This window comes from Bacillus paramobilis, assembly GCF_038096195.1.
GTDB classification, from domain to species: domain Bacteria; phylum Bacillota; class Bacilli; order Bacillales; family Bacillaceae_G; genus Bacillus_A; species Bacillus_A mobilis.
This window is the reverse complement of sequence record NZ_CP151108.1, coordinates 4,019,819-4,045,194: the sequence shown is the minus strand read 5'-3', so window position 1 is coordinate 4,045,194 and position 25,376 is coordinate 4,019,819. Positions and strand designations below refer to the sequence as shown.

24 protein-coding genes, 2 pseudogenes and 2 other annotated features are annotated in these 25,376 nt (G+C 37.3%); of the genes and pseudogenes, 17 read left to right on the top strand and 9 right to left on the bottom strand.

The genetic code is table 11. The annotated features are described in order from the left end of the window. Positions 1-32: 32 nt before the first annotated feature. A complete protein-coding gene (locus tag AABL52_RS20695; protein ID WP_341518306.1) occupies positions 33-608 on the top strand; it encodes a Crp/Fnr family transcriptional regulator in 576 nt (191 codons plus the stop codon). Here AABL52_RS20695 and AABL52_RS20690 read toward each other — a convergent pair. Next, positions 598-1,269 (bottom strand): DUF4386 domain-containing protein, encoded by a 672-nt coding sequence (locus AABL52_RS20690; RefSeq protein ID WP_341518305.1) that lies wholly within the window; start codon positions 1,267-1,269, stop codon positions 598-600. The genes AABL52_RS20695 and AABL52_RS20690 overlap by 11 nt on opposite strands. An 87-nt stretch (positions 1,270-1,356) precedes the next feature. Between AABL52_RS20690 and AABL52_RS20685 the strand changes: the two are divergent. Together AABL52_RS20685 and AABL52_RS20680 are read left to right on the top strand one after the other, a co-directional pair. Continuing rightward, positions 1,357-1,572 (top strand): annotated as a pseudogene (locus tag AABL52_RS20685) (PH domain-containing protein); the annotation flags it as partial. 151 nt (positions 1,573-1,723) lie between these two features. Next, a pseudogene (locus tag AABL52_RS20680) lies at positions 1,724-1,903 on the top strand (PH domain-containing protein); the annotation flags it as partial. 24 nt (positions 1,904-1,927) lie between these two features. Here AABL52_RS20680 and AABL52_RS20675 read toward each other — a convergent pair. Both AABL52_RS20675 and putP read right to left on the bottom strand, forming a co-directional pair. Beyond that, a complete protein-coding gene (locus AABL52_RS20675; protein WP_097845361.1) occupies positions 1,928-2,326 on the bottom strand; it encodes an Ig-like domain-containing protein in 399 nt (132 codons plus the stop codon). 163 nt (positions 2,327-2,489) lie between these two features. Further along, complete coding sequence (putP, locus tag AABL52_RS20670) at positions 2,490-3,968, bottom strand: sodium/proline symporter PutP (protein WP_340421004.1); 1,479 nt, start codon at positions 3,966-3,968, stop codon at positions 2,490-2,492. A gap of 306 nt (positions 3,969-4,274) precedes the next feature. Continuing rightward, positions 4,275-4,512: a binding site (T-box leader), on the top strand. A 42-nt stretch (positions 4,513-4,554) separates the two neighbouring features. Further along, positions 4,555-4,799: a binding site (T-box leader), on the top strand. Between the two features lie 52 nt (positions 4,800-4,851). On the opposite strand from putP, the gene trpE reads away from it, so the two are divergent. From trpE to AABL52_RS20620, 10 genes are all read left to right on the top strand, one after another. After that, positions 4,852-6,270 (top strand): anthranilate synthase component I, encoded by a 1,419-nt coding sequence (gene trpE, locus AABL52_RS20665; protein WP_341518304.1) that lies wholly within the window; start codon positions 4,852-4,854, stop codon positions 6,268-6,270. Next, a complete protein-coding gene (locus tag AABL52_RS20660; protein WP_341518303.1) occupies positions 6,267-6,854 on the top strand; it encodes an aminodeoxychorismate/anthranilate synthase component II in 588 nt (195 codons plus the stop codon). Before trpE ends, AABL52_RS20660 begins: the two co-directional genes overlap by 4 nt. Then, a complete protein-coding gene (gene trpD / locus AABL52_RS20655; protein ID WP_001067379.1) occupies positions 6,851-7,876 on the top strand; it encodes an anthranilate phosphoribosyltransferase in 1,026 nt (341 codons plus the stop codon). Before AABL52_RS20660 ends, trpD begins: the two co-directional genes overlap by 4 nt. Before the next feature lies 1 nt (position 7,877). After that, positions 7,878-8,639 (top strand): indole-3-glycerol phosphate synthase TrpC, encoded by a 762-nt coding sequence (trpC, locus tag AABL52_RS20650; RefSeq protein ID WP_000536682.1) that lies wholly within the window; start codon positions 7,878-7,880, stop codon positions 8,637-8,639. Further along, positions 8,636-9,250, top strand: coding sequence for a phosphoribosylanthranilate isomerase (locus AABL52_RS20645; RefSeq protein ID WP_341518302.1), 615 nt, complete (start codon positions 8,636-8,638; stop codon positions 9,248-9,250). The genes trpC and AABL52_RS20645 overlap by 4 nt, the downstream gene beginning before the upstream one ends. Then, positions 9,247-10,440, top strand: coding sequence for a tryptophan synthase subunit beta (trpB, locus tag AABL52_RS20640; RefSeq protein WP_048561488.1), 1,194 nt, complete (start codon positions 9,247-9,249; stop codon positions 10,438-10,440). The genes AABL52_RS20645 and trpB overlap by 4 nt, the downstream gene beginning before the upstream one ends. Positions 10,441-10,443: 3 nt before the next feature. Then, a complete protein-coding gene (trpA, locus tag AABL52_RS20635) occupies positions 10,444-11,220 on the top strand; it encodes a tryptophan synthase subunit alpha (protein WP_000537829.1) in 777 nt (258 codons plus the stop codon). Positions 11,221-11,294: 74 nt separating this feature from the next. Then, a complete protein-coding gene (locus AABL52_RS20630) occupies positions 11,295-11,654 on the top strand; it encodes a DUF4029 domain-containing protein (protein ID WP_341518301.1) in 360 nt (119 codons plus the stop codon). Positions 11,655-11,763: 109 nt separating this feature from the next. Then, entirely contained in the window at positions 11,764-13,263 is a 1,500-nt protein-coding gene (locus AABL52_RS20625; protein ID WP_341518300.1) for an L-lactate permease, read from the top strand. A gap of 90 nt (positions 13,264-13,353) precedes the next feature. Next, positions 13,354-14,037: a YukJ family protein gene (locus tag AABL52_RS20620; RefSeq protein ID WP_341518299.1), complete on the top strand. Its 684-nt coding sequence runs from the start codon at positions 13,354-13,356 to the stop codon at positions 14,035-14,037. 14 nt (positions 14,038-14,051) lie between these two features. On the opposite strand, the gene AABL52_RS20615 is transcribed toward AABL52_RS20620, so the two are convergent. Continuing rightward, positions 14,052-14,885 (bottom strand): hypothetical protein, encoded by an 834-nt coding sequence (locus AABL52_RS20615; protein ID WP_046958289.1) that lies wholly within the window; start codon positions 14,883-14,885, stop codon positions 14,052-14,054. Positions 14,886-15,081: 196 nt separating this feature from the next. Here AABL52_RS20615 and AABL52_RS20610 point away from each other — a divergent pair, with 196 nt between their 5' ends. After that, the gene (locus AABL52_RS20610) at positions 15,082-15,867 is read left to right on the top strand and encodes a zinc ribbon domain-containing protein (RefSeq protein ID WP_341518298.1); all 786 of its coding nucleotides are present in this window, start codon (positions 15,082-15,084) and stop codon (positions 15,865-15,867) included. Positions 15,868-15,995: 128 nt separating this feature from the next. Here the strand turns inward: AABL52_RS20610 and AABL52_RS20605 are convergent, their stop codons facing one another. Then, positions 15,996-16,424: a hypothetical protein gene (locus AABL52_RS20605; protein ID WP_063260280.1), complete on the bottom strand. Its 429-nt coding sequence runs from the start codon at positions 16,422-16,424 to the stop codon at positions 15,996-15,998. Positions 16,425-16,623: 199 nt separating this feature from the next. Here AABL52_RS20605 and AABL52_RS20600 point away from each other — a divergent pair, with 199 nt between their 5' ends. The 3 genes from AABL52_RS20600 (at position 16,624) to AABL52_RS20590 (ending at position 19,205) form a co-directional block, all read left to right on the top strand. Then, a complete protein-coding gene (locus AABL52_RS20600) occupies positions 16,624-17,958 on the top strand; it encodes a CoA-disulfide reductase (RefSeq protein WP_341518297.1) in 1,335 nt (444 codons plus the stop codon). A 100-nt stretch (positions 17,959-18,058) separates the two neighbouring features. Next, positions 18,059-18,547 carry a GNAT family N-acetyltransferase gene (locus AABL52_RS20595; RefSeq protein WP_000498308.1) on the top strand — a complete coding sequence of 163 codons (489 nt, stop codon included), beginning with the start codon at positions 18,059-18,061 and terminating at the stop codon, positions 18,545-18,547. A gap of 247 nt (positions 18,548-18,794) precedes the next feature. Beyond that, on the top strand, positions 18,795-19,205 hold the full coding sequence (locus AABL52_RS20590) for a DUF3908 family protein (protein WP_000996801.1): 411 nt from the start codon (positions 18,795-18,797) through the stop codon (positions 19,203-19,205). 31 nt (positions 19,206-19,236) lie between these two features. Here the strand turns inward: AABL52_RS20590 and AABL52_RS20585 are convergent, their stop codons facing one another. The 4 genes from AABL52_RS20585 to AABL52_RS20570 form a co-directional block, all read right to left on the bottom strand. Continuing rightward, complete coding sequence (locus AABL52_RS20585) at positions 19,237-19,827, bottom strand: class I SAM-dependent methyltransferase (RefSeq protein WP_098258232.1); 591 nt, start codon at positions 19,825-19,827, stop codon at positions 19,237-19,239. Between the two features lie 91 nt (positions 19,828-19,918). After that, positions 19,919-21,460, bottom strand: a complete 1,542-nt coding sequence (locus AABL52_RS20580) for a SagB family peptide dehydrogenase (protein ID WP_341518296.1) — start codon at positions 21,458-21,460, stop codon at positions 19,919-19,921. Between the two features lie 16 nt (positions 21,461-21,476). Further along, complete coding sequence (locus tag AABL52_RS20575) at positions 21,477-23,426, bottom strand: TOMM precursor leader peptide-binding protein (RefSeq protein ID WP_341518295.1); 1,950 nt, start codon at positions 23,424-23,426, stop codon at positions 21,477-21,479. Further along, the gene (locus AABL52_RS20570; RefSeq protein ID WP_341518294.1) at positions 23,423-25,342 is read right to left on the bottom strand and encodes a putative thiazole-containing bacteriocin maturation protein; all 1,920 of its coding nucleotides are present in this window, start codon (positions 25,340-25,342) and stop codon (positions 23,423-23,425) included. The genes AABL52_RS20575 and AABL52_RS20570 overlap by 4 nt, the downstream gene beginning before the upstream one ends. Positions 25,343-25,376: the final 34 nt, after the last annotated feature.

The following is a 25,376-nucleotide window of genomic DNA, read 5'->3' as shown; positions in this document are numbered from 1 at the left end:
ATAGAAATACAGAGGAAGAAGGGGGGAGGAAAATGGAAGAAGTATTAAAGAAGTATATGCAGAACCTTACAACACTAAGTGAAGAGGAGCAGCACATAATCCTCAGTGAATTACAAATTGAAGAATATAAAAAAGGAACAGTGCTCCTAAGGCAAGGAGATGTTCCTTCGAAATGTTATTTTGTATTAAAGGGATGCATTAGGCAATATTGTATAGATGAAACAGGGAAAGAGGTTACATCAAATTTTTATACAGAAGAACAAGCAATCGCCAAGTTTAATCATCATAAACAAGATAAATCATCCCCGCATACGTTAACGTGTTTAGAAGACTGTCTAGTTGTAGTTGGCGACCTGCATAGTGAAAAGGACATGTATAAGAAATATTCACAATTAGAGGAAATGACACGCCAAATGATTGAATACAATTTCGGTGAGGTACAAGAAGAACTTTCATTATTTATTGCATCGACACCAGAAGAGCGCTACAAATCATTATTACAAAAACGACCTCATTTAATCAATCGTGTTCCTCAATATCAATTGGCAAGTTATCTAGGTATTACGCCAGAATCATTAAGCAGAATTAAGAAAAGACTCAAACAGTAGCGTTTTTTCCACCTCTAATCAATAGCCATATACTAAATCCGAGTTCACCTGCAATCATTGGCAATTGGAACAGTGTTTGTAAGATTGAGATCATCGTATCGTATTGTGAAAACATCGTATTCATGACGTGAATTATGATATAACCGATAGACGCGAAGAATAGTAGTATACTAATCCATTTCGGTATATGTTTAGATAGGAGAGCTACATAACCTAAAACGAAAAGATGTAAGCCGAAAATGATTAATCCTACAGACCAAATGTACTCGAAGACACTGAGAGACAACATCACATATGTTTCTGAATTTGCAATCGTACTTTTTGAAAGTAGCAATGCTAATATTAGATTAAATATAGCAATGCCAAGTATCGCTGTATACATAAGACGAAGCAAGGCAGCTAGTAATGAGAGGCTAGTATGAATTGGTTTTAGAAAGAAATAAAGAGCCCACGCAGCGACAATATCAGTAATGAAAATGATAATCCAACCGAAGATTTCCGCTTTGAAAAGTGAATGTGAAGTTTGGATATTATGGAATGTCGTGCTCGCATCTTCTTGTACAACGAGATTTCCATGAACAAAACCGTAAGAAAAAAATGCAACGAATGCCATAATAAGAAGAGAAAAGCCAGCAAATAAGGCATACTTTCGTTCAGGCATAATAAGTCCTCCTATTCTAATGTTATTTTCATTGTAAAAGGGAAGAGGAGCAGAATCATTGACTTAAATCAAGAGAGGGGAAGTTTAATGGAATTTCCATCAAAAAAAGATACATGGTTATATCCGATTTTTTTCGTTGTCATTGGAGCGTGTTTTGCTCCTCTATTTGCAGGGAGCGAGTATTTTCTTTTATTTTTTACAATGCCATTAGCCATATTATTTATTTGGAGTTGGTTTTCGACAAGATATGTCGTCGGAGAAGAAACAATTACTATTAAATCGGGTTTCGTTAAAAAGCGCATATTTATCCCGCTTTAATGGGCAGTAAGACCCCCACCTCAAAATTCAGCGAAAGCAAAGAAGTTAGGTGGGGGATCAACGGCCCATAAAAGTCCGATTAGTTCAACTAATAATCAGTGGGGGATGAAGAAAACCCCACTGATTAAAGTTTCACTTTATACGAGATATACAACAAATTTCAAATACGAAAAATCCAGTAGTAGCTCATGCCTTATCATTTGATCGACTTGAAATTATTTATGGATTACATCAAACAGAAATTATTTCTCCTAAAGATAAAGAGCAATTCATCAATCTTGTTACAAGTAAAAATTCACACATTGAAACAAAGTAAAAGAGTGGCTTCGTAGCCACTCTTTTACTTTGGATTAGTCATATAAGGTTGTACATGAATCATGCATAGGTCACGGAACTTTCCTTCAGCAGTTGTGACAATTACGACTGCTCTTCCGGCACTTTTTCCAGTAATCGTTACCGTATCACCTTTTGGATACATTGTGATAACATCAGCATTCATATTTGTCCAAATAAGTTCTGTATTCGTTGCTTGCGCTGGCAAAACAGAAGCTGATAACTCAGTACTTTGTCCAGTTCTTACTTTCAACTTATTTTTTTCCATATGAACACCAATGACTGAAATAACAGAAGGAGCAATTGTAATTTTTGGTGGATTAGGTTGTATGTTTAAACAAGACGCAGAAGTATTTGTGATAGGTGAAAATTTTCGTGTTTGTTGTTGCTGGAAAGCTGCTAACATGTTGGAGTCCCCTTTCTGTATCAGTGCTGATAGTACTACTATAAAGGAGTAGTGTTATGTTTAATTTAACGAAACATAAAGAAATTGTTAAATTCGAGCAGAAGATTGTCGAACTTTGATAAAAAGAAAGCTCTGCTGATACGATAACAGCAGAGCTTTCCCTTTATAGATTATGACTATGTTGTTTTTCGAAATCCTCAAATTGTTCTTCAACTTCTTTTGAAGTTTGCGTTAGTAAACTAACAATTATGATCACTAGTAAACTAATAGCGAAACCAGGAATCATTTCATATAAGAATTCTTTTAAGAATTTAAACTGAGTCCATATAATAACAGTAGCGGCACCAGAAATCATACCAGCAAGTGCGCCCCACTTCGTCATACGTTTCCAATATAAGCTTAATAAAATAGCAGGTCCGAATGAAGAACCAAAACCAGCCCAAGCGTATCCAACAAGAGCTAAAATCGTATCATTTTGTTTAAACGCTAAAGCGCATCCAACTAATGCAATAACAAGTACAGCCATACGACCGACAAATACAAGTTCTTTATCAGAAGCAGAACGTTTAAAGAATGTACGATATAAATCTTCTGTTATAGCACTAGAAGTAACGAGCAACTGAGATGAAATTGTACTCATAATCGCTGCTAAAATCGCTGCTAATAAAAATCCAGTAATAAGTGGATGGAATAAAATTTTTCCTAGTTCAAGGAATATTGTTTCTGGGTTAGATAATGTTAACTCTTGTTGTGAGTAGTAAGCAATACCGATAAGGCCAGTAAACATAGCTCCGACAACAGAGAAAATCATCCAGCTCATACCAATTCTTCGTGCGCTTTTAATCTCTTTTACAGAAGAAATCGCCATAAAGCGTACGATAATATGAGGTTGTCCAACATAACCAAGGCCCCATGCGAATAGAGAAATCATTCCTAAAGTAGAGGCTCCTTTAAAAATATCTAAACGTGTTGGATCTACAGAACGAATTGTATCAAATGCAGGACCAAGTCCGTTCGAATTCATAATTGTTACGATAGGAACAAGAATAAGAGCAACAACCATAATGATTCCTTGCACGAAGTCTGTCCAACTTACTGCTAAGAAACCACCAAATAATGTGTAAGCGACAACAACGCCAGCTACAATGAATAATCCAACATGGTAGTTCATACCAAATGAATTTTCAAATAATACGGCGCCTGAAACTAATCCTGAAGCTACATAAAAAGTAAAGAAAATCATAATAACAAGTCCGGATACTAAGCGTAGCATGTGAGATTTGTCTTGGAATCGGTGTTCCAAAAATTCTGGGATAGTAATAGAGTTGTTTGCAATTTCAGAGTAGGTACGTAAGCGAGGAGCGACATAAAGCCAGTTTGCGTATGCGCCTAGTGTTAGGCCGATCGCAATCCAACTACTACTTAATCCAACGCTAAACATTGCACCGGGTAATCCCATTAAAAGCCAACCACTCATATCGGATGCTCCAGCACTTAATGCTGTTACTGCGGGGCCTAGTGTACGCCCGCCAAGCATATAATCTGTTAAGTTAGACGTTCGTTTATAGGCGAAATAGCCAATTACTAACATCCCGAGCATGTAAATAGAGATAGAAGTTAAAGTTAACATCTGCGTACTCATGTAGTTCCCCTTCCTTTTGTCATGTCTTTTGATGCGTTATGCATATTTATAATCTATCATGATTATTCTGAAAAATCCATACAGAAATACGAATTTTCAGAAATGTAAGCGTTTTTTGACATCATTTTACTTTTTTAATATATAATATTCATGCAAAAAACCTTATTTTTAATAGAGTATTTATTATATTTACATAAAAAGAGGTTGTTTTGTCAATATAATATTAAAATGAGAGAAAAATATTTTTTTTTTAAAAGTATTGACTTATGAAAAAAGTTAGGTCTATAATGAGTGCAACTTAAAAAAATGCAAGCATTGATGAAGAAGAGTACACATAATGAACATGTCAGAGAGCTGATGGTTGGTGCGAATCAGTATGGGATTGATGTGGAATGGGCTTCGGAGCTTCCAAACCGAAACGAAAGAAGTAGGCTTTGGCGACATGATCTCATCGATACAAGAGACACGTATTGTTTTTGATACGGTAAAGTGCGTTACATTTGTAACGAATTAAGGTGGCACCACGGGAGTACCCGTCCTTTCTATAGGATGAGTACTCCCTTTTTGTGTACAAAAAATTAAATAAATGAAATCGTTGAAGTAAGAAGAGTACGTATATTGGAGACGTTACAGAGAGCCGGGGATAGGTGGGAGCCCGGTGCGGTGCCATATACGGAATGGGCTTACGAGAGGTATGCTGAACAATTATTTTCAGTAGGCAACCCGGGTTCCGCCGTTATAAGGATAAGGTATATATTTTGTACCTGAACAAAGCGGGATGCTTTTGCGTCCAACATGAGGTGGTACCACGGTAAATTTATCGTCCTCTACATATTTTCGATATGTAGGGGACTTTTTTATTTTTCAGATTGAGGTGAAAGGCATGATGACAAAAGAGGAATTTATAAAGCAAAAAGAAAAGGGAAGAACATTTTTAGTAATCGCTGAAGAAGAAGGAGATAGCATTACGCCAATTTCTTTATATAGACGTATGAAGGGAAAGAAAAAGTTTTTATTAGAAAGCTCTCAGCTTCATCAAGATAAAGGACGCTATTCTTACTTAGGATGTAATCCATATGGCGAAGTGAAAAGCGTTAGTACAGAAGTGGAACGAACGATTTACGGCCAAACAGAAAAGTTGCAAGGTAACGTACTACAAGTGTTAGAAAAAGAAACCGGGTCAGCTCAAGTAGACAGTCCATTCCCGTTTTGCGGAGGAGCAGTTGGTTATATTGGCTATGACGTCATTCGGCAGTATGAAAACATTGGAGCAGATTTACACGATCCAGTGAATATTCCAGAAGTACACCTTTTACTGTACCGTGAGTTTATCGTGTATGACCACTTACGCCAAAAATTATCATTTGTATATGTATGCAAGGAAGATGATACAGCTTCTTATGAAGAAGTATATGAAAGATTGCAAGCATACAAAGAGGAATTGCTGAAGGGAGAAGAAGTGGAAGTAGCTGAAATAAGATCAACATTATCATTCACTTCTTCTATAACGGAAAAAGAATTTTGCGCGATGGTAGAAACGGCGAAAGAATACATTCGAGCCGGGGACATATTCCAAGTCGTATTATCTCAGCGTTTGCAAAGTGAATGTATTGGTGATCCTTTCGCTTTATACCGAAAACTTCGAATTGCAAATCCGTCACCATATATGTTCTATATCGATTTTCAAGATTATGTTGTACTCGGTTCTTCGCCGGAAAGTTTGTTATCGGTAAGAGAGGATAAAGTGATGACGAACCCAATTGCGGGTACGAGGCCGAGAGGGAAAACGAAGCAGGAAGATGCGGAAATTGAAAAAGAACTGTTAGAAAATGAGAAAGAACGAGCGGAGCATATGATGCTTGTGGACCTTGGGCGGAATGATATTGGCAGAGTAAGTGAAATTGGATCTGTGACGATAGATAAATATATGAAAGTAGAAAAATACTCTCACGTTATGCACATTGTATCTGAAGTTTACGGAACATTGCGAAAACAAATGAGTGGATTTGATGCATTAGCGTATTGCTTACCAGCAGGAACAGTGTCAGGCGCTCCGAAAATTAGAGCGATGGAAATTATAAATGAGCTAGAGAATGAAAAAAGAAATGTATACGCTGGTGCAGTTGGATACGTTAGTTTTTCAGGGAATCTTGATATGGCGCTTGCGATTCGAACGATGGTTGTAAAGGATGAAAAAGCATACGTTCAGGCAGGAGCGGGCATTGTTTATGATTCAGACCCAGTAGCTGAATATGAAGAAACGTTAAATAAAGCGAGAGCGCTTTTGGAGGTAATGAAATGATTGTACTGATTGATAATTACGATTCATTCACATATAACTTGTATCAACTGTTAGGAGAATACGAAGAAGATATTGTTGTCGTAAGAAATGATCAAATAACGATAGAACAATTAGAAGAAATGAAGCCGAAAGAAATTGTACTTTCACCAGGACCAGGAAAACCAGAGGATGCTGGTATTTGTATCGAAGTGATTCGTCATTTTTATAAGAACGTTCCCATATTAGGTATTTGCCTTGGCCATCAGGCGATTATATCAGCATTTGGAGGAGACATTGTAAGAGCAGAACATATTAAACATGGAAAAACATCCCGTGTGAAACATAACGGAACCTCAATTTTTTCATACGTTACACAGCCGCTAACAGCGATGCGCTACCATTCGCTGGTTGCAGCACAAGCGAGTTTGCCAGAGTGTTTTGACATACTAGCGACAGCGATGGATGACGGAGAAATTATGGCAGTTCGTCACAATTATTATCCTCTATTCGGATTACAGTTTCATCCGGAATCAATCGCAACAGAAGAAGGCGGAAAGTTAATACGTGCCTTTTTAGGCGAAGTGAAAGAGGAGGAAAGAGTATGAATAACTATCTTCGTAAATTAGTGGAGGGACAACATTTAACAGAAGAGGAAATGTATAGAGCAGGGCTTCTTTTATTAAATGAAAACATATTGGAAAGTGAAATTGCAGCCTTCTTAGTCTTACTGAAAGCGAAAGGTGAAACGGCAGAAGAAATATACGGTCTCGTTCGAGCTCTTCGTGAAAAGGCATTACCATTTTCGAACCATATACAAGGAGCAATGGACAATTGCGGGACGGGTGGTGACGGTGCCCAAACATTTAATATTAGTACAACATCGGCATTTGTACTGGCAGGAGCTGGCGTAAAGGTTGCAAAACACGGTAACCGAGCTGTTTCTAGTAAAACAGGAAGTGCAGATTTATTAGAAGAACTCGGTGTAAATATTAGCAGTACGCCAAACGAAATTGATTATTTATTAGAGCATGTCGGCATTGCATTTTTATTCGCACCAGCGATGCATCCAGCATTAAGGCGCATTATGAAAATAAGAAAAGAATTAAATGTGCCGACGATCTTTAACTTAATTGGCCCTTTAACAAATCCGGTGAATTTAGAAACACAATTTGTCGGCATTTATAAACGAGATATGTTACTACCAGTTGCGCAAGTATTGCAGAAACTAGGCAGAAAACAAGCGCTTGTCGTAAATGGAAGTGGTTTTTTAGATGAAGCATCATTGCAAGGAGAAAATCATGTTGTCATTTTAAAAGATAATGAAATAGTAGAAACGAGTATTGAACCTGAGAGATATGGTTTCTCAATAGTGAAAAACGAAGAGATTAGAGGCGGAGATTCGAAAGAAAATGCAAAGATTACGCTCGGGGTATTAAGCGGAGAAAAGAGTGTTTACCGTGATACAGTGTTATTCAATGCAGGTCTAGCCCTTTTCGCAAATGGAAAAGTAGAAACGATTGAAGAAGGAATTACACTCGCGGCACATAGTATTGACTCAGGAAAAGCATTAGCCAAACTAAACTTATTAATTGCAGCAAGCCATGAAAAATTAGAAAGGGTGAATTAAAGTGGGGACGATTTTAGACAAAATTGTAGACCAAAAGAAAAAGGAAGTTGCGGCATTATATGAAACGTATACACCATTAAAAGAAAGTAGAAAGACACATTCACTTGTAGAAGCATTACAGCAGTTTACTGTCATTGCAGAAGTAAAGCGAGCATCACCATCAAAAGGAGATATCAATTTACACGTTGATGTAAGAAAACAAGTAAAAACATATGAAGAATGCGGCGCAGGAGCAGTTTCTGTTTTAACAGACGGTCAATTTTTTAAAGGATCGTTTCATGATTTACAAACGGCAAGAGGAGAAAGTAACATTCCGCTTTTATGCAAAGATTTCATAATCGACACGATTCAAATTGATAGAGCGTATGAAGCTGGCGCAGATATTATTTTACTAATCGTAGCGGCGTTAACGAAAGAGAAGTTAAAAGAGTTGTATAGCTACGTACTAGAAAAAGGATTAGAAGCAATTGTTGAAGTTCATGATGAACAGGAATTAGAAATTGCGATCCAATTAAATCCGCACGTTATCGGTATTAACAACCGTAATTTAAGAACATTCGAAGTCGATTTAAGCCAAACAGAAAAGCTTGGAAAACGATTAGACGAGGAGCAATTACTTTGGATTAGTGAAAGCGGGATTCATTCAAAAGAAGATATTATTCGCGTCAAACGAGCTGGAGCGAAAGGTGTATTAGTTGGAGAAGCACTTATGACATCATCTTCTATTCGTACCTTTTTTGAAGATTGTAAGGTGAACATATGAAAGTGAAAATTTGCGGCATCACTGATGTTGAAACGGCAAAACGTGCTTGTGAATACGGAGCTGATGCACTCGGATTTGTTTTTGCAGAAAGTAAGCGGAAAATTACCCCAGGGCTAGCGAAAGAAATCATTCAGGAGATTCCGGCGCACGTGTTAAAGGTTGGTGTTTTCGTAAATGAATCAGTAGAAATGGTCCAGAGAATTGCAGATGAGTGCGGGTTAACACATGTGCAACTACATGGGGATGAAGATAATCATCAAATTAGAAGATTGAATATTCCGTCTATAAAATCGCTCGGAGTAACTTCAGAGGACGATATGGAAAATGCTCAAGCATATGAAACGGATTATATATTGTTTGATAGCCCGAAGGAAAAGTTTCACGGAGGAAATGGAAAGACATTTTCATGGGAGTTACTCACACATATGCCAAAAGAATTGCGAGAGAAAACGATATTAGCTGGTGGATTAAACGCTCTTAATATAGAAGAAGCGATTCGAACGATTCAGCCATATATGGTCGATGTAAGTAGCGGAGTGGAGACAGAAGGAAAGAAAGATTTAAAGAAAATAAAACAATTTATTATAAAAGTGAAGGAGTGTTCCAAATGAACTACGCATATCCAGATGAAAAAGGTCACTACGGTATATACGGGGGACGATACGTTCCAGAAACGTTAATGCAATCTGTATTAGAACTAGAAGAAGCATATAAAGAAGCGATGCAAGATGAAGCGTTTCAAAAGGAATTAAATCATTATTTAAAAACGTACGTCGGAAGAGAAACACCGCTTTATTTCGCTGAAAACATGACGAAGTATTGTGGCGGTGCAAAGATTTATTTAAAACGTGAAGATTTGAACCATACAGGAGCTCATAAAATTAACAATACAATCGGTCAGGCGCTTCTTGCAGTACGAATGGGCAAGAAAAAGGTGGTCGCTGAAACAGGAGCCGGACAACACGGAGTGGCAACAGCTACTGTATGTGCCCTACTCGGATTAGAATGCGTCATCTTTATGGGAGAAGAAGATGTGAGACGTCAAAAATTAAATGTGTTCCGAATGGAATTACTTGGAGCGAAAGTAGAAAGTGTAGCGGCAGGTAGCGGCACATTAAAAGATGCAGTGAACGAAGCGCTTCGCTACTGGGTTTCACACGTGCATGATACGCACTACATTATGGGATCAGTTCTCGGACCACATCCATTCCCGCAAATTGTTCGTGATTTTCAAAGTGTAATTGGGAAAGAAACGAAAAAACAATATGAGGCGTTAGAAGGAAAGTTACCAGAAGCAGTCGTTGCTTGTATTGGCGGCGGTAGTAATGCGATGGGCATGTTTTATCCGTTCGTGCATGATGAAGAAGTCGCTCTTTACGGCGTAGAAGCAGCTGGAAAAGGCGTTCATACAGAAAAGCATGCAGCTACTTTAACGAAAGGAAGCGTTGGTGTTTTACACGGATCGATGATGTACCTTCTGCAAAATGAAGAAGGACAAATTCAAGAAGCTCATTCTATTTCAGCGGGACTTGATTACCCAGGTGTTGGGCCAGAACATAGCTTGCTAAAAGATATTGGCCGCGTTTCTTATCATTCCATTACAGACGAAGAAGCGTTAGAAGCATTTCAATTATTAACGAAAAAAGAAGGAATTATTCCAGCTTTAGAAAGCTCACATGCTGTCGCATACGCATTAAAATTAGCGCCGCAAATGAAAAAAGACGAAGGACTTGTCATTTGTTTATCTGGCCGCGGCGATAAAGATGTAGAGAGTATAAAACGTTATATGGAAGAGGTGTAACAAATGGGAGTAGAAAAAATTAAAGCAGCGTTTGAAAATGGTAAGAAAGCATTTATTCCGTACGTAATGGGCGGAGATGGTGGCCTTGAAAAATTAAAAGAAAGAATTCGTTTTTTAGACGAAGCAGGAGCAAGCATCGTTGAAATCGGCATTCCGTTTTCAGATCCAGTCGCAGACGGTCCAACAATTCAAAGAGCAGGGAAGCGAGCGCTAGATAGTGGTGTAACATTAAAGGGAATTTTTCAAGCATTAATAGAGGTAAGGAAAGAAGTACAAATTCCATTTGTACTCATGACATATTTAAATCCAGTACTTGCATTTGGAAAAGAACGATTCATCGAAAACTGTATAGAAGCAGGTGTAGACGGTATGATCGTTCCGGATTTACCGTATGAAGAACAAAATATTATTGCTCCGTTACTTCGAGAGGCAAACATTGCGTTAATTCCACTCGTTACAGTAACGAGCCCAGTTGAACGAATCGAAAAAATTACGAGTGAATCAGAAGGATTCGTCTACGCTGTTACAGTAGCCGGCGTAACGGGAGTACGCCAAAATTTTAAAGGTGAGATTCATAGTTACTTAGAAAAAGTAAAATCACATACACATTTACCGGTAGTGGCAGGGTTCGGTATTTCAACAAAGGAACATGTAGAAGAAATGATTACAATATGTGATGGAGTAGTCGTTGGAAGTAAAGTCATTGAGCTGTTAGAAAATGAAAAGCGAGAAGAAATATGTGAATTAATACAGGCAACAAAACAGAAAGAAGAGGCGTAAGTCTCTTCTTTTTGTTTTGCGTAATAAATGTTAAAATATACAGAAAATACATATAACTTAGAGGGTGAGAAAGCATGCTAAGACGAAAACTACTATATCTTCTTTTAACTGTACCATTATACGCTTGGCTCATTAGCATGACGAAAATAGAGTTGATGGCTCTATTTTTAGGATATGTATTCATCTTTTCTAACTTAAATCGCATTCAAGAACAATCTATTTTAGAAATATGTATATTTTCGATTAGTGTAGAACTATTTAGTATCGTTTCGATTGTATTATTAAATGAATTATTTCGCTGGATCCATTCGTTTGAATTAATGAAATTTGGAAATGTTGTATTGCAAGTTATATGTGCTTATCTTGTGTTTGTTGTGTTAGATAAAATAGTCGGAAAGCAGAATGTTTTTCAGGATAATAGAAAATGGGAGTGAAAAGGAGCCATTTGGCTTCTTTTTTTATCTGTTGTAAAAACAATTGAAAAATGTTACATCTGTTATATAATAGTTAAAAATTGTATTTTTAACGAAAAGAGATGATAACATGTCCATATTGTTGGCACTTATCCCAATTATGATGATTTTCATTTGTTTATTTTTATTTAAACAAACATCATTACGTTCCTCGTTAATTGCTTACGTTGTGTCTGTTGGAATCGTTTTACTCTCGCCAACGTTTCAACTAGGGATAAGTGAAACTGTGCACGCAACGATTAAAGGTTGGTTAATTTGTTTTATTGTCGGGTACGTGTTGTTTTTCGGTATTTTTTTATTTCACCTCATGAACAAAATGGGGTACATCGATCAAGTAGCACGTTTTCTAGAAGAAGTGACGCACGATCGTTTATTACAAATGCTTCTTATGTGTTTTGGTATTTGTCCGTTAATCGAATCAGTAAGTGGATTCGGTATCGGCTTCATGGTTGCAGCACCTATCTTTCTTTCGTTAGGCTATAAACCATTTCAAGCTGTACTGCTCTCATTTATCGGTTTACTAGCCAGTTCGTGGGGGGCAATGGCAACTGGTACGATTATCGGTTCGCAGCTTATAAATATGCCGCTTACAACGCTTGGCACAAATACGGCACTATTAAGCATCCCGATGTTTGCCTACTTCGTCATTCTTTCTTTACACGTTGTTGGTGGTTGGCAGGCCGTTATGGAAAAGTGGAAGGAAGGATTCGGTTTCTTTCTATTATTCTCTCTCGGAATCTACCTTTCTAACGCATACGTAAGTGTTGAACTAGCAGGTATATTAAGTTCCATCGTTACCATTGCATTTGGCTTTCTTATCATAAAACTAAAAGGAAAAAGTGGGCAAAATCTTATAACAGAACATGCGGCAGCAACGGAGAGAGAAGTATCCATTATCAAAATTATTAGCCCTTATATATTTTTAACCGTTTGTATTTTGCTTTCTCGCCTCGTACCAGCATTACATGATGTATTCAGATCATATGCAGTCCTTGATTTAAAATCATACTCTTACAAATTAGAAATGCTGTATTCACCAGGGTTTTGGCTCGGTATGACTTGTTTATTTACTATTATTTTCTTCCGTATTCCATCTCATATTATTAAACAATCACTCTCGCAAACGATAAAACAATGGATTCCATTTGCAATTACGACGACGATGTTTATCGCTATTTCAGAACTAATGGGTGCATCTGGCATGCATTCATTGCTTGCAAAAACAGCTGGTGAAACATTCGGTACATTTTTCGTTTTCGTTGCTCCGTTTATCGGTGGAATCGGTGGCTTTTTAACAGGTAGTAACGCAGGATCAAATGCGATGTTCATAAAACTACAAATGCAAACTGCGCAAAACGTAGCACTCCCGTGGCAATACGTCACAACACTGCAAAACACCGCATCATCAGTAGCGACAATCGCTTGCCCGTCACGTATTACATTAGGTGCGTATTTATGTAACATCCCATATCGTGAAAATGAACTATTAAAGAAGACGACGTTAATGATTTTTGGTGCAATTTTGCTAGTAGTGGTAGAGGTTATTGTTTGGTATATGTTGAGAAATTAAAAATCCTCCTAACATAGGAGGATTTTTTTTGTGATTGGATAATGTTTTAAATATGAAAAGCTTCTACTAAATGAATAGGAGATGAAATGTATGCCCCTAAAAAAATACGGCGTGTTAAAAGGTACCGTTATACAATCTAAGATCGGAAAAGGGAAAACTCCTCATTATCAAGTTCATTTACAAGGTGAAGTAGAAGTAGAGTATCGTATTGCAATTAACGTAAAATCGCAAAGTTATCCGTCAGAAGTTTTATATTTTGCGAGTAACAATATTAGGTCAGAGGCGATTGATATTTTACCGACATTACCATTTGGTTTTACGGAAGTAAAAAATAATGAACCGAAAGTAGCTTTAGACTACGTAAGAGGTAATGTATTTGATTCCAAGCAAATGATTCCTTTACCTGCTGAAAAAGCAGGTGTTGATAATGACTTAAATGAAAAAATAGAACGTTATATAAAACGAGCGATAGAAGAAAAAGCGATTATTTATGCGTTCGGTGAAAGATGGGGACCAGAAGAAAATACACCCGATTCTTACTTTCATTTTGAACCAGGAAACGGGATACACGATATTCATATGAATCAAGGGAATGTAGAGAAATGGAAAGGTGATAATGGTATATGGCAAGACGGAGGCATACTTATTCACTTTGAAAAGGAAGAAGAATGGATTGGTATCTTTCTAGCCTTCCAGTCGCAGTCATGGTGTACGGATGACGAGGGACATGCTCGTGTTCCGGTTGAGCATTGTGATTATAAGGGGAATAATTGAGGAGAGGAGGGCGTTCAAAACGAACGCCCTCCTCTTATTTTATAAAATCCAAAACTAACAAGTGTAGAAATACAAGAGAACAGCAGTGCTACACTAGAAAACGCAATGAGGTACATATTATACTTCATCACTTTGCCAATGAGCTGGTTACTGTCGTACTGAAATAGTCCTGCGATTATGTTGAATAAAAATAATACGATAAACATGACGATAACACCGTCTATTGATCCTTTAATATCTGGTTTACTTAAAGCGATATGTGCAGAAATACAAATGGCGATAAATAAAAATAGCCAAAAGGAAGGATTCAATAAATTACTTATTGTAAATAAGCTTTTCAATAATACGAACGTCGACAAGAGCATGTTTTGAACCATTTCTATATTAATAGAAGTAGAAGCAATTGTTTTTTCGAGAGTTGTATTAAATAAGAAATATGAATTTGGTACGAAATAGCGCATTAAAAGGATTAACGCAGTAATACCAGAAATAATAGGACCGATTCCAATGAAGAAGTTCCCAATTCGTTGATATACACTTTTTTGATTGTATTGATGTTGTACGTAGCCTAAAGCACCTTGACTTGTATCTGTTGGGAAAAACTGCGTTGCTACAATTTTATGACGAAATAGTACACACATAATGGCATGTCCAAGTTCGTGAATAGGGACACCGATCCAAGCCGTTAAAAGGAATCCTTTTCTTCCGAAAGCTCTCGACCAATACATGCGTGTGAGAGATTCTAAATAGCCTAATAGAAATCCAATTACAATGATAACGCCAATTAAAGAAAATAATTGGATTACGCTTGTAAGGAGTATTTGAAAAATTGAGTTTACCAATTCCATTGCCAGTCATCCAATCTGTTAAAAATGTTATTTGTTCTGTTTCATAATAGCATTATTTTTCAAGATTGCTAGCATATATATTTTCATTTGAAAGAAGGATTTCATAATCTTTTTCTTGTAGTCATGTTTTATGTCCAAAGTCATATATTGAATTTGTAACACCCTATATGGTATATGCTCAAGGAGGGATGAGAGAATGAAATGTCCGGCGTGTCAGACGGAAAATGCAGCAGAGGCAAAGTTTTGCGGGAATTGTGGACATTCGTTGACCGAGGAAGCAGTAGCGAGTGGTGCACAGGAAGAAGGTGAGCAACAAGCACGCGTAGCACCAGCAAAGGAAACTCGACCAAATGAAACGGTAGAGCAAGCGAAGCGGTTTGCAAGTGGCTATTTTCAGTTCTTTAAACTTGCTTTCAAAGCACCGACAGCGATTATGAAAAGCGGCAAGGTTGAAGTACGAAATGGAATTGTAAGTCTTGTTCTTATTTGTTTTTTAGGGGCATGTATTTTTTATAGAATGATGAGTGCTGCAGCAGCTGTTACGAAAACATTTGCACCAGATATACCTACTCCTACATTCTTTTTGGACTCTGTAACGGTCTTTTTATTTTTACTAATTTTAACTTTATTTGTCGGATTTATTATTTTTGTAAGTGGGAAGATGATGAAATCATCTTTTTCGTTTCTTGAAGTATTCGGTATATGGGGAACGATAGCGACACCAGCTATTGCTATATTAGTGCTTTCTTTTCTTTTTAGTTTTTTATTAATCTTTTTCTTACCAATCTTATTAGGGCTGGCTACAACGTATATGGGAATTAGTATAATTGTAGCTACAGTAAAACTAGATAATGGTGGATTAGATCTTGTTTACACTCTTCTTATCGCAAATGTTTTCATCGGAATTGCAACGTTTATCGTGTTTTGGTCTTACATAAACACGATAATTCAAACCTTTACACAGGGATTAACTGGCCTCTAAAGAAGAGGTGGATGAATGTATGTACAAAGTGTGGGACTCAGTTTGTAGATTGAATCTTATAATGTTGAACTGAACAAATCAAGAGAATAGAACATATGAAAAAGGTACAGTGCACAACTGTACCTTTTCTATGGTTTTTTAGCTGGACCAGGATCCCTTGAGAAAAAGATATGAAAGAGGAATGTGACTTTACTTGCTCCTCCTGATGTACTTGCTTGCACATCAGATAATGCGCTAGATGTTAACACACCTTCAGAATGAGGCGGTACGACTATTTTGAGGGCATCATCTGATTCTGATGATGCAGTAACTGTTATTGTATCATCAGATAAGTTCAAAATTTTTACAGTACCGATTGGTAAGATAGACTTGCCAGCGTGTGATGCTGAAGCGAAGTGAGAGCCTTTCCAAATCGTTTGTGCGAAGGTTTCATCATTAGATAACCAAGCGCGAGCGCTGTATAATGTTGCGTTAATGGAAAATTCTTGGTCAAGTGATACGGCGGGTTTCGGTTCTTGCGGTTCCTCCGGAGTTTGAGCGAGAAGGCCGGCACACATATATGTTTCACCTACTTTCGATAGTTACTGTTATAGCATATTAAATATGTTGTTTATAAGACACGACACTTACCTATTCAGGCATAGGTTTGTGCACTAAATTTGAAGATGAAATTCTCTTTCTTTACAATGGAAGTAGGTGTTATTTCTATAAAATATGGAAAACGTAAAGAGTATGTAAAAAAGAAGGAGTGGTAAAGTGAACTATGTCATTATTGGCGGAGATGCAGCTGGTATGAGTGCAGCGATGCAAATTGTTAGAAACGATGAAAATGCAAATGTTGTAACGTTAGAAAAAGGTGAGATTTATTCGTACGCGCAGTGTGGATTGCCGTATGTCATTAGTGGTGCTATCGCTTCAACGGAAAAATTAATCGCCCGTAATGTAAAGACGTTTCGTGATAAATATGGAATTGATGCGAAAGTACGACATGAAGTAACGAAAGTAGATACGGAAAAGAAAATGGTGTACGCAGAGCATACGAAGACGAAAGAAGTTTTTGAATTTCCGTACGATCGTTTATTAATTGCGACTGGAGTGCGTCCTGTTATGCCTGAATGGGAAGGTCGAGATTTGCAAGGCGTTCATCTTTTAAAAACAATTCCGGATGCTGAGCGCATATTAAAAACGCTAGAAACGAGTAAAGTTGAAGATGTAACGATTATTGGCGGCGGTGCGATTGGACTGGAGATGGCAGAAACATTCGTCGAACTTGGTAAGAAAGTAAGAATGATTGAGCGAAATGATCATATCGGTACGATTTATGATGCAGATATGGCTGAATATATACATAAAGAAGCAGATAAACACAATATTGAAATTTTAACGAATGAAAATGTGAAAGCATTTAAAGGAAATGAAAGAGTGGAACAAATTGAAACGGATAAAGGGACGTATAAAGCAGATCTTGTTTTAGTATCGGTTGGAGTGAAGCCAAATACTGATTTTCTTGAAGGAACAAATATACGTACAAATTATAAAGGGGCAATCGAAGTAAATGCATATATGCAAACGAATGTGCAGGACGTATATGCAGCTGGTGATTGCGCAACACATTACCACGTTATAAAGGAAATTCATGATCATATCCCGCTCGGAACGACTGCTAATAAACAAGGCCGACTCGCTGGACTGAATATGCTTGATAAACGAAGAGCATTTAAAGGTACGTTAGGTACAGGTATTATTAAATTTATGGATTTGACGCTCGCAAGAACAGGTTTAAATGAAAAAGAAGCAAAAGGGCTACATATTCCGTATAAAACAGTCAAAGTAGACTCCACAAATATGGCGGGCTATTATCCAAATGCGAAACCACTTTACTTGAAATTATTATATCGTTCTGACACGAAACAATTATTAGGCGGACAAGTAATTGGAGAAGAAGGTGTAGATAAACGAATTGATGTGATCGCAATGGCACTTTTCAATAAAATGAGCATTCACGATTTAGAAGATGTCGACTTAAGTTACGCACCACCATATAACAGCGTTTGGGATCCAATTCAGCAAGCGGCAAGGAGAGCGGAATAGCACTTTTTAAGTGCTATTTTTTTTGTAAAGGTAGGTAAACTTTTTTAGCGAATAATAAAGAAGGAGAAACAGTTACATATAGGGAAGGGGATCATTAAAAATGTTTGTAACAGTTCAAATAGTTCAAGAATCAGAAAAAGAAATATTGCGTAATTTGTATGCACTATATCTTCATGACCTCTCTGCATTCACTCCTAATATAACGATTGAGGCAAATGGCTTTTTTGAATACGAAGATTTACACATGTTTTGGGAAAATGATGGAATCACTCCGTATTTTATTAAAAGTGATAATGATATCATAGGATTTTTATTATTGTTGGAACGCCCGTTTTTGAAGAAGGAAAATGACTTTGGCATAAATGACATTTTCATATTGAATCAGTATAAGGGAAAAGGAATCGGTAAAAGAGTTATTGAGAATTTATTAAAAGAGAAACGAGGACAGTATTTTGTTATCGAACTTGTGAAAAATGTACCAGCTGTTTCTTTTTGGAAGAAAGTATATAGGGAGTTAAACATCGAATTTGATGAGAAAAAACAGTTAATCGATGATGAAGAATGTCTCGTTCAAACGTTTAAAATATAATGAAATCGATGCTCCTAGTATTTATCTCGCATTAACGGTCAGTAAGACCACCACCTCAAAATTCAGCGAAAGCAAAGAAGTTAGGTGGAGGGCGGGCTGCTAGTAAAAGCCTGATTGGTGAAGGCTGATTAAAGTTTCACTTTATTTCGAATATACCGTTCACCCTTGAAAACATAGTACTTATCGCTTATATTTTCATATAGTATTTATTTTAAAATAAAGCAATGAACGAACCAGGGGGCACAGTATGGCAATTAATATGAAAACAATCGAAGAATGGATTGCTGAATCAAACGCAAGACAAGAAGAAGACTTTGGAAACGTTGTAGAAGAGATGAAAGAAGTATGCGTCGGACTTGATAATGCGACATTAATTTATACGAAAAACGTATTTTGTTTCGGTAAGAAAGTAGAAGTATTGTTCTTCTTCCAAGACCATGTCGTAATCGGACAAGAAAAAGATGAATATGTTGAAATTGAAAAATTAAAGTATGATGCTATTACACATAGCAACTTAAAAACAAATGACAAAAATACAACGTTAGAATTAAAGTTTGCTAATGGACAATCTATCAATTTAGATAGTTTAAATGATAACTACGGTACGAAAAATTGGTTATTTGCAAGACAAATTAAGAGTATCTTTAAATTAATCTAGTAAAAAAGCAGACCTCAAAGGGTCTGCTTTTTTATTTGTTTCCTATTACACAAAGGCATCCTCTTTCTTCGTAACATTTCACGCTTGTAAATCCTGTTTTATAAAATAGGTTTATTAATTCTTCATTCGTTTTATATTTCTCCATATGATATTGAATTTTGAAAGTTTCAGCCACTAATAAAAAGGATCCATTCGGTTGTAGGACGCGAAATACTTCTTTTATATCTTGTTCCACATCAGGCCAAAAGTAGTGTGTTTGAAAAGCGGTAATGAGATTGAAGAAGTTTGTATGATAGGGCATAGAAGAAACGCTTGCTTGTTGAACAATGACTTTTTGTTTTTGAACATCCTTTATATTCGTCTGTATAGAATTTTTAACAGCTTGATCGGAGTAATCAATCCCATATATTTTCCCAAGTGGAGTTCGTTTTGAAAGAGTGTGTATCGTTTTACCGCCGCCACAGCCAATATCTAATATGATTGCATTTTTCTTTATATGTACTTTCTGTAATGCCCAATTTGTTAGTCTCGTATGTGCACTGTTCATAATACAAAGCATGGAAGAACCAATTGTCCCGCGAGGATTTTTTGCTTGCTGGATTAATCGTTGTAAAATACTCAAGTAAAACTCTCCTTTTATGTAAGAATATATACTCATTTCGCTTTTTATAAATTAAGTCCTTTAAAAAAGCACGCCGTTCATCGGCGTGCTTCTAATTACGCAAATCCCCTTTTAACCAATTTCGCGCTCGATAAGCCCCGACAGGAATTTGAATGAGAGACGTTTCATTTCCAGTATCTATCCCGTATAACTGATCACATGAATTTGTATCAAAACTTAGTAATGGATGCCCGCCCATCCCCATCGCGGTTGCGGCGAAAACGAGTTTATGAACGAGTATACCAGCTTCCATTTGGTGAATACGGTATCCTCTATAGCCTAATGCATTTGTATAGTAATCTTTCTTTCCGACTACATGTAGGCAAAGCGGTACTTGAAAAAGATTTACGTTATCCATCGTCATACTGGATTGAAGGGGATAACGAAGGTCTCCATATCGAAGTGGCTGTATGGAATGTGTTTTACTGTTATAAGAATAAGCGCCGTTTTCTATATCTTTTACGTTATAAAAACATCCATATAATGAGACCCGTGCATTTTCATTTACATACTGACCATCAAGGTCGTTGTAATAAGGGAAGGAGAGACTCGCTTCTTGTAGTAATGTAGCGAGCTCGGCTGCATCCCATTTCGTGAAAGTAAAGTCAGCATCAGGGGAATACCGTTCTTTACAAAGTTGTAAGAAATCATACGATAACCGTTCTACTTGCGGCAATTGTACAGCGTGCGCATGATGTTGATAGTGCTCTTCATGATGTAGTGTTTGGAAGTGTGCTGTCGATTCAATCATAGAAGCTTCATTTATTTTTGTTATCATTGGATATTCATTTACATGTTTTGAGCGAACGAAATGTTCGTGTGCTAACGGCGGAATTTGCTGCAACAATTCATGAGAAGTAACTGCTTTATTTTCATGGTAATCATTGTGAAACCAATTTGTATGTGGTTCTGTACTGAAAGGAACAACAGCATACACGCTTTCTTCACCTTCTGATAGTCCGAGTAAGTGATTGATTGCACGGTCTAGAAACTGAAAGTATACGCCATTTGTGTAACCGAATTGTTTGGCACATGCAAGTAATTGTCCGATGAGAACACCACTATCTAATCCTTGAAGACGGTATGAAAAATTATTGTATTTAAAGTAGTTTTTCCAAAACATAGTGGATACGAATGCAGTGCCAAAACAAGACTGTATGTTACAACGATTGCCAAGTGCCTCAGTAAGATAAGAATCAAAATTTCCTTCACGAAGTAAGATAAGCCGGTGATGCGCAGCGTCGTAATGGTAAATACCGTCTGGATAATCATCAATCTTTAAATATATATACAATTCATTTGGATATAAAGCGCCGCCTGAAGGGATAGATCTTCGGAATAAAATTTTCTCGCTATTTAGCTGACATAACTGTGTTAAACCAAATGAGTACCAAAGGTAATGACCAATCTCTTTTAAAGTAGGTGTAGTAGAAGAGTTAGGTAAAGATAATGGGATTTCTAAAGAGAGTGGAATAATAGGGACATTTCGATATAATTTATAAGGGAGCGGTGCATCTTCCCAGTCCACTTCATGGTTCGGCATAATTTCGTCTATAGAAAAATGGAGATGATGTAAAAAAGTATCCAGCTGCATAGAATCCCCTCCTTTACTATGGAAACGGATGCGGATGTGGATTTAATTGTTCATTTGTTAAAGGTTCGTTTGTATATCCAAGTGTCATCGGCACAGTATATACTCTATCCAGTCCTGTAACCCGAGTGAGATGGTGGCCGAACGTCATCGGTAGCATGCCTGGAATAATGACTTTTACACAATGTAATCCGTTTTTTTCTATAAGAGGTACTGTTTGATTTACAACGATTACGTCAAGTCCAGATTGCTGCAGACGGTTTAAAAGTTGATGAAGATCGGATGTTAAATCTAGATCAACTGATTGTAATGCATTCATTTCTTGGAATGATTGTACCGGGGCATCGTCACGTAAAAGAAAGTGAAGACGTTCTTCTGCTTCTTTTAATCCGTACAGCATACTATGGTCTTCCATTTTATTTACGAGATAAGGGTCTTGTAAGCAGTTTTCATAGTGCTCTCTTTTTTGTTCGAGTTCATCGTCTGCTATTAGTAACATGCCTGCTATTTCATGGATGGCACTCTTTAAAGCGCGGACAGGGTCTAAATGAGAGCCTCCCGCACAAACAACGTTCATTCCATTTTCACGCGTATTTTTCGCAATTACCCATAAGCTTGGGATACCGTGTTCCATCGTTGCGTTAAAAGCATGTAATTCATACCCGGTAATCGTGTACAGCCGCTGAATCATTAATTGTAATTCCGTATCATTTGCTGAACTAAGATCAAGGCGGGGAAGAGGTAATTCGGCATACCAAGTGAGCAAAAAGGCGTCACGCTCTACAATTTCTAAAATGCCATGAAAAATTGCCTCTTCTAAACTACCACCAATTGCACATCCATTTGATGTTTCATACACGAAAGCATCTCGATGACCGAGGCTATAATAAGCAATTGATTCAGGAACTAAAATTGGCTGGTTTTGTAATAAAGAGTAGCCCCATACCCAGTTTTGTTCATAGTCAGGATCAAACGGTTTAAACGGAAAACTATTACGATTATAATGTTCATTTGTATGTACACCGAGCAAGAGGGGATTAAGTGCATGATCCTCTAACTCACGAAAACTGCCGTGTACATTTGTCTTTTTTCCTCGAGGTGACATACCACAATATCGTTCTAAACCTTCTAAAATAGCAGTTGCTTCACTCATTGCAAATGAATGAGTTCGGCCTGCAACACCTTCATTTCCAAACATTAATGGCATGTTTATAATAACGTCAGCAAATGGTAATAAAGAATGCTGCATTTTTCCGTTCAACATACCGACCCGATAATCTAAATAATCTCTCGTTAAAAATGTGTTTAGTTCATGAATGGAACGACAGCGATAAGTTGCTTCGCTTGTTTTTAAGCTCGGTTGTAACGAAATCGCTGCTGCATCTGCCGTATCGTCAGGCAAATTACTACATACAGGGCAGAGCGGATCGGGAAGAAAAGAATGACGTGTACATTGCAGTGTTTGTAAGTTTAGTAAAATGAGTTCATTTTCTAAAGAAGAATGGTTATGGGTTAATATTTTCTCTGTTTCTGCACGAATAAGATGGCACATTTGTAACATACCATTTTGGGTGGCACGTACATCACGCCTTGTTACATTATCTGCCTTTAACGCATATTTCCGCTGTAGTTCCCACATTTCCTGTTGATCAAAGCCAGCGATAAACCGGCGTCCATCAGAGCAGTTGGAACAGCCAGTTGCAAGAGGATGAATGTAAGGGCCAATAATACCTTCACCAAATGAAGTGAATGCACGTAGCCATGGAATATGATTCGATCGAAACATTAGCTCGGCATCATGATGAAGAGAAGAAGGAGAGCCATCATGTAGTACGAGAGCGAGATGAATGTTTTCAGGGAGTTCTTCTGTAAGGCTATGTTGGCGAATGATAGAATATTGTTTGCATAGTCCATCATGTACATAGTTTGCAAGTAAGCCATCTCCTATAAGCAATATATTTTGAGTCATAGACTGTCCTCCTTTGCAATTAATACCCCGTACACACCATCTAAGTTTTCTTTCAAAAATGGTTCAATAGCTAAATCAAACACGAATGGATAAAAATTATGTTCTTCTAAATGTTGCAAGGCAAGCTGTACAGATTGCGAGCTTGGAAGTTCTTCTTCCGCTTGTATTTCTAACCTAAAAGAATCCGTATCATATAAAATAATAGAGGATTCCGGCAAGATATTAGCTTTGTATGGAGTCTCTTCATTTTGAATATGAAGAAGGGATAGTTGTAGTGCGTTTCGTAACGCTAACGTTGTATTAATATTAGATGCGCCGTACCATCGATTATTTATACCGACCCAAACGACTGGAAAGCTGAGAATCTCTTCACTTACTGCTATTTTAGGTGTTTCATGAATTGTAGCGAGAGCATCGTAATAAAACCTACAATGTTTATCATGAATTTCGGTTAAGTCGACCGTCGTAATTTCTTCTAGCATATGTGACTGCCGCTCATACAATTTGTTATTTAAATGTTGTTGTAGCGCTCGGTATACACCTTCTGTCATTGTTTCTCCAGCGCCAATACCGATATCGTTATGTTCAGGAATAAGGCGGTGCATAATTTCTGCTATATATGTTTCAATTCCTGTTAAACCAGCTTCTCGGCGTGCTTCATTATGAGTTAAACCTCCGCAAGTCATAAGAGGCAGGAGGGAAGCAGGGCCATCTGATAGTGGAGTAGCTACTTGAATATGGCATTGTGATAAGGGTAATTGATATGAATCTTGTTCATCCCATACATGGAATATACCAGCTTCTTTAGAAGTTAATGAGTCGAAAAAGCGGAATAAATCAGTTGAGGTATGTTGGTTGGACCGATGCTCAAGTTGTTCAGAAAGATTTTCTATCGTATCAATTGTAAAACTTTCATCAGTTGCGAGAGGATGTTTTATAAAAGGATGCCATGCCCCTTCGAGTGTTTCGTAATTTAATAAAAAGAATTGTGGTTCTTTTTCTCGGGAAGAATCATCAGCGACATGCTTAAGTAATTCAAATACGATTATATTTGCTAACATTGCAGATGGAAGTGGTGAAAATGATGCTGATGAATGTTCATTTTGTAAAGTCGTTTCATGTAGCCGGTGCCATGCGGACTCCCAGCATTCTTCACGATTAGCTGTTACGATAGGGCCGGCTATACCAAGTGCTGATAAACAGACGGAAGGTATGAAGTTCTTTCCTACTTCTCTACAAATCGTGTGAACTGCTCTTAGGCCTTCAATATCTCCATTTTGAGAAACATACAAAATCCAGTCGAAAGGCTCGAACACTTCATGCAGGGGACGATCAATTGTCGTATCTATTTCCTGAACAAGGACATGATCATCAACTTCATGTGCAAGTTCTACTAGCTCATGAATGCGATCGTAATTTGTTTCCTCATAATCTGTAACAAGGTAATGAAAGGTAGGTAATCCTGATTCTAATAAAGAAGAAACTAAGGAAGTAAGCATATCTCCAGAACCAATTATAAGGACGTTTGCCGCGCGATATGTTTCGAATTTTAGAGCGCCTGAATGAGAATCAGCTTCTAAAAATTCAATTTGTGAAGCGTATCTATCAAGTAATGCGCTATTTAATTCATGAGGTGCATCTTGACTTACATCCCGAACGAAACCATTTTCATATAAAATCTCTCCGATTTCAAATACACGATTTTGATAGGGGAGAGGGAGACCGTCGGTTATTTCTGCTAAAGAGTAATTACCGTTAAACATTGGCATTAATTTTTCAATCCAGTTGTAAATTCCATCACCGTCCATACGAAATGAACTGGCGTTATTTCGAAAATAGACACCCCCGTTTGAGTCGGGGAGGAAGAAAGTATCCTTATTAGCTTTAAGTTTTGCATGAATTGGAAGGTTATTCATTTTAATCCTCCTTACGTTTAGGCATACATTATTA

What these genes read in the sequence shown, in the direction of transcription:
- AABL52_RS20580 (WP_341518296.1), bottom strand. Translation starts at nt 21,460, where the DNA reads ATGCAGCTGGATACTTTTTTACATCATCTCCATTTTTCTATAGACGAA.
- putP (WP_340421004.1), bottom strand. Translation starts at nt 3,968, where the DNA reads ATGAGTACGCAGATGTTAACTTTAACTTCTATCTCTATTTACATGCTC.
- AABL52_RS20695 (WP_341518306.1), top strand. Translation starts at nt 33, where the DNA reads ATGGAAGAAGTATTAAAGAAGTATATGCAGAACCTTACAACACTAAGT.
- AABL52_RS20610 (WP_341518298.1), top strand. Translation starts at nt 15,082, where the DNA reads ATGAAATGTCCGGCGTGTCAGACGGAAAATGCAGCAGAGGCAAAGTTT.
- trpD (WP_001067379.1), top strand. Translation starts at nt 6,851, where the DNA reads ATGAATAACTATCTTCGTAAATTAGTGGAGGGACAACATTTAACAGAA.
- AABL52_RS20645 (WP_341518302.1), top strand. Translation starts at nt 8,636, where the DNA reads ATGAAAGTGAAAATTTGCGGCATCACTGATGTTGAAACGGCAAAACGT.
- AABL52_RS20605 (WP_063260280.1), bottom strand. Translation starts at nt 16,424, where the DNA reads ATGTGTGCCGGCCTTCTCGCTCAAACTCCGGAGGAACCGCAAGAACCG.
- AABL52_RS20630 (WP_341518301.1), top strand. Translation starts at nt 11,295, where the DNA reads ATGCTAAGACGAAAACTACTATATCTTCTTTTAACTGTACCATTATAC.
- trpB (WP_048561488.1), top strand. Translation starts at nt 9,247, where the DNA reads ATGAACTACGCATATCCAGATGAAAAAGGTCACTACGGTATATACGGG.
- AABL52_RS20620 (WP_341518299.1), top strand. Translation starts at nt 13,354, where the DNA reads ATGCCCCTAAAAAAATACGGCGTGTTAAAAGGTACCGTTATACAATCT.
- AABL52_RS20575 (WP_341518295.1), bottom strand. Translation starts at nt 23,426, where the DNA reads ATGACTCAAAATATATTGCTTATAGGAGATGGCTTACTTGCAAACTAT.
- AABL52_RS20675 (WP_097845361.1), bottom strand. Translation starts at nt 2,326, where the DNA reads ATGTTAGCAGCTTTCCAGCAACAACAAACACGAAAATTTTCACCTATC.
- AABL52_RS20625 (WP_341518300.1), top strand. Translation starts at nt 11,764, where the DNA reads ATGTCCATATTGTTGGCACTTATCCCAATTATGATGATTTTCATTTGT.
- AABL52_RS20595 (WP_000498308.1), top strand. Translation starts at nt 18,059, where the DNA reads ATGTTTGTAACAGTTCAAATAGTTCAAGAATCAGAAAAAGAAATATTG.
- AABL52_RS20590 (WP_000996801.1), top strand. Translation starts at nt 18,795, where the DNA reads ATGGCAATTAATATGAAAACAATCGAAGAATGGATTGCTGAATCAAAC.
- trpA (WP_000537829.1), top strand. Translation starts at nt 10,444, where the DNA reads ATGGGAGTAGAAAAAATTAAAGCAGCGTTTGAAAATGGTAAGAAAGCA.
- AABL52_RS20690 (WP_341518305.1), bottom strand. Translation starts at nt 1,269, where the DNA reads ATGCCTGAACGAAAGTATGCCTTATTTGCTGGCTTTTCTCTTCTTATT.
- AABL52_RS20615 (WP_046958289.1), bottom strand. Translation starts at nt 14,885, where the DNA reads ATGGAATTGGTAAACTCAATTTTTCAAATACTCCTTACAAGCGTAATC.
- AABL52_RS20570 (WP_341518294.1), bottom strand. Translation starts at nt 25,342, where the DNA reads ATGAATAACCTTCCAATTCATGCAAAACTTAAAGCTAATAAGGATACT.
- AABL52_RS20660 (WP_341518303.1), top strand. Translation starts at nt 6,267, where the DNA reads ATGATTGTACTGATTGATAATTACGATTCATTCACATATAACTTGTAT.
- trpE (WP_341518304.1), top strand. Translation starts at nt 4,852, where the DNA reads ATGATGACAAAAGAGGAATTTATAAAGCAAAAAGAAAAGGGAAGAACA.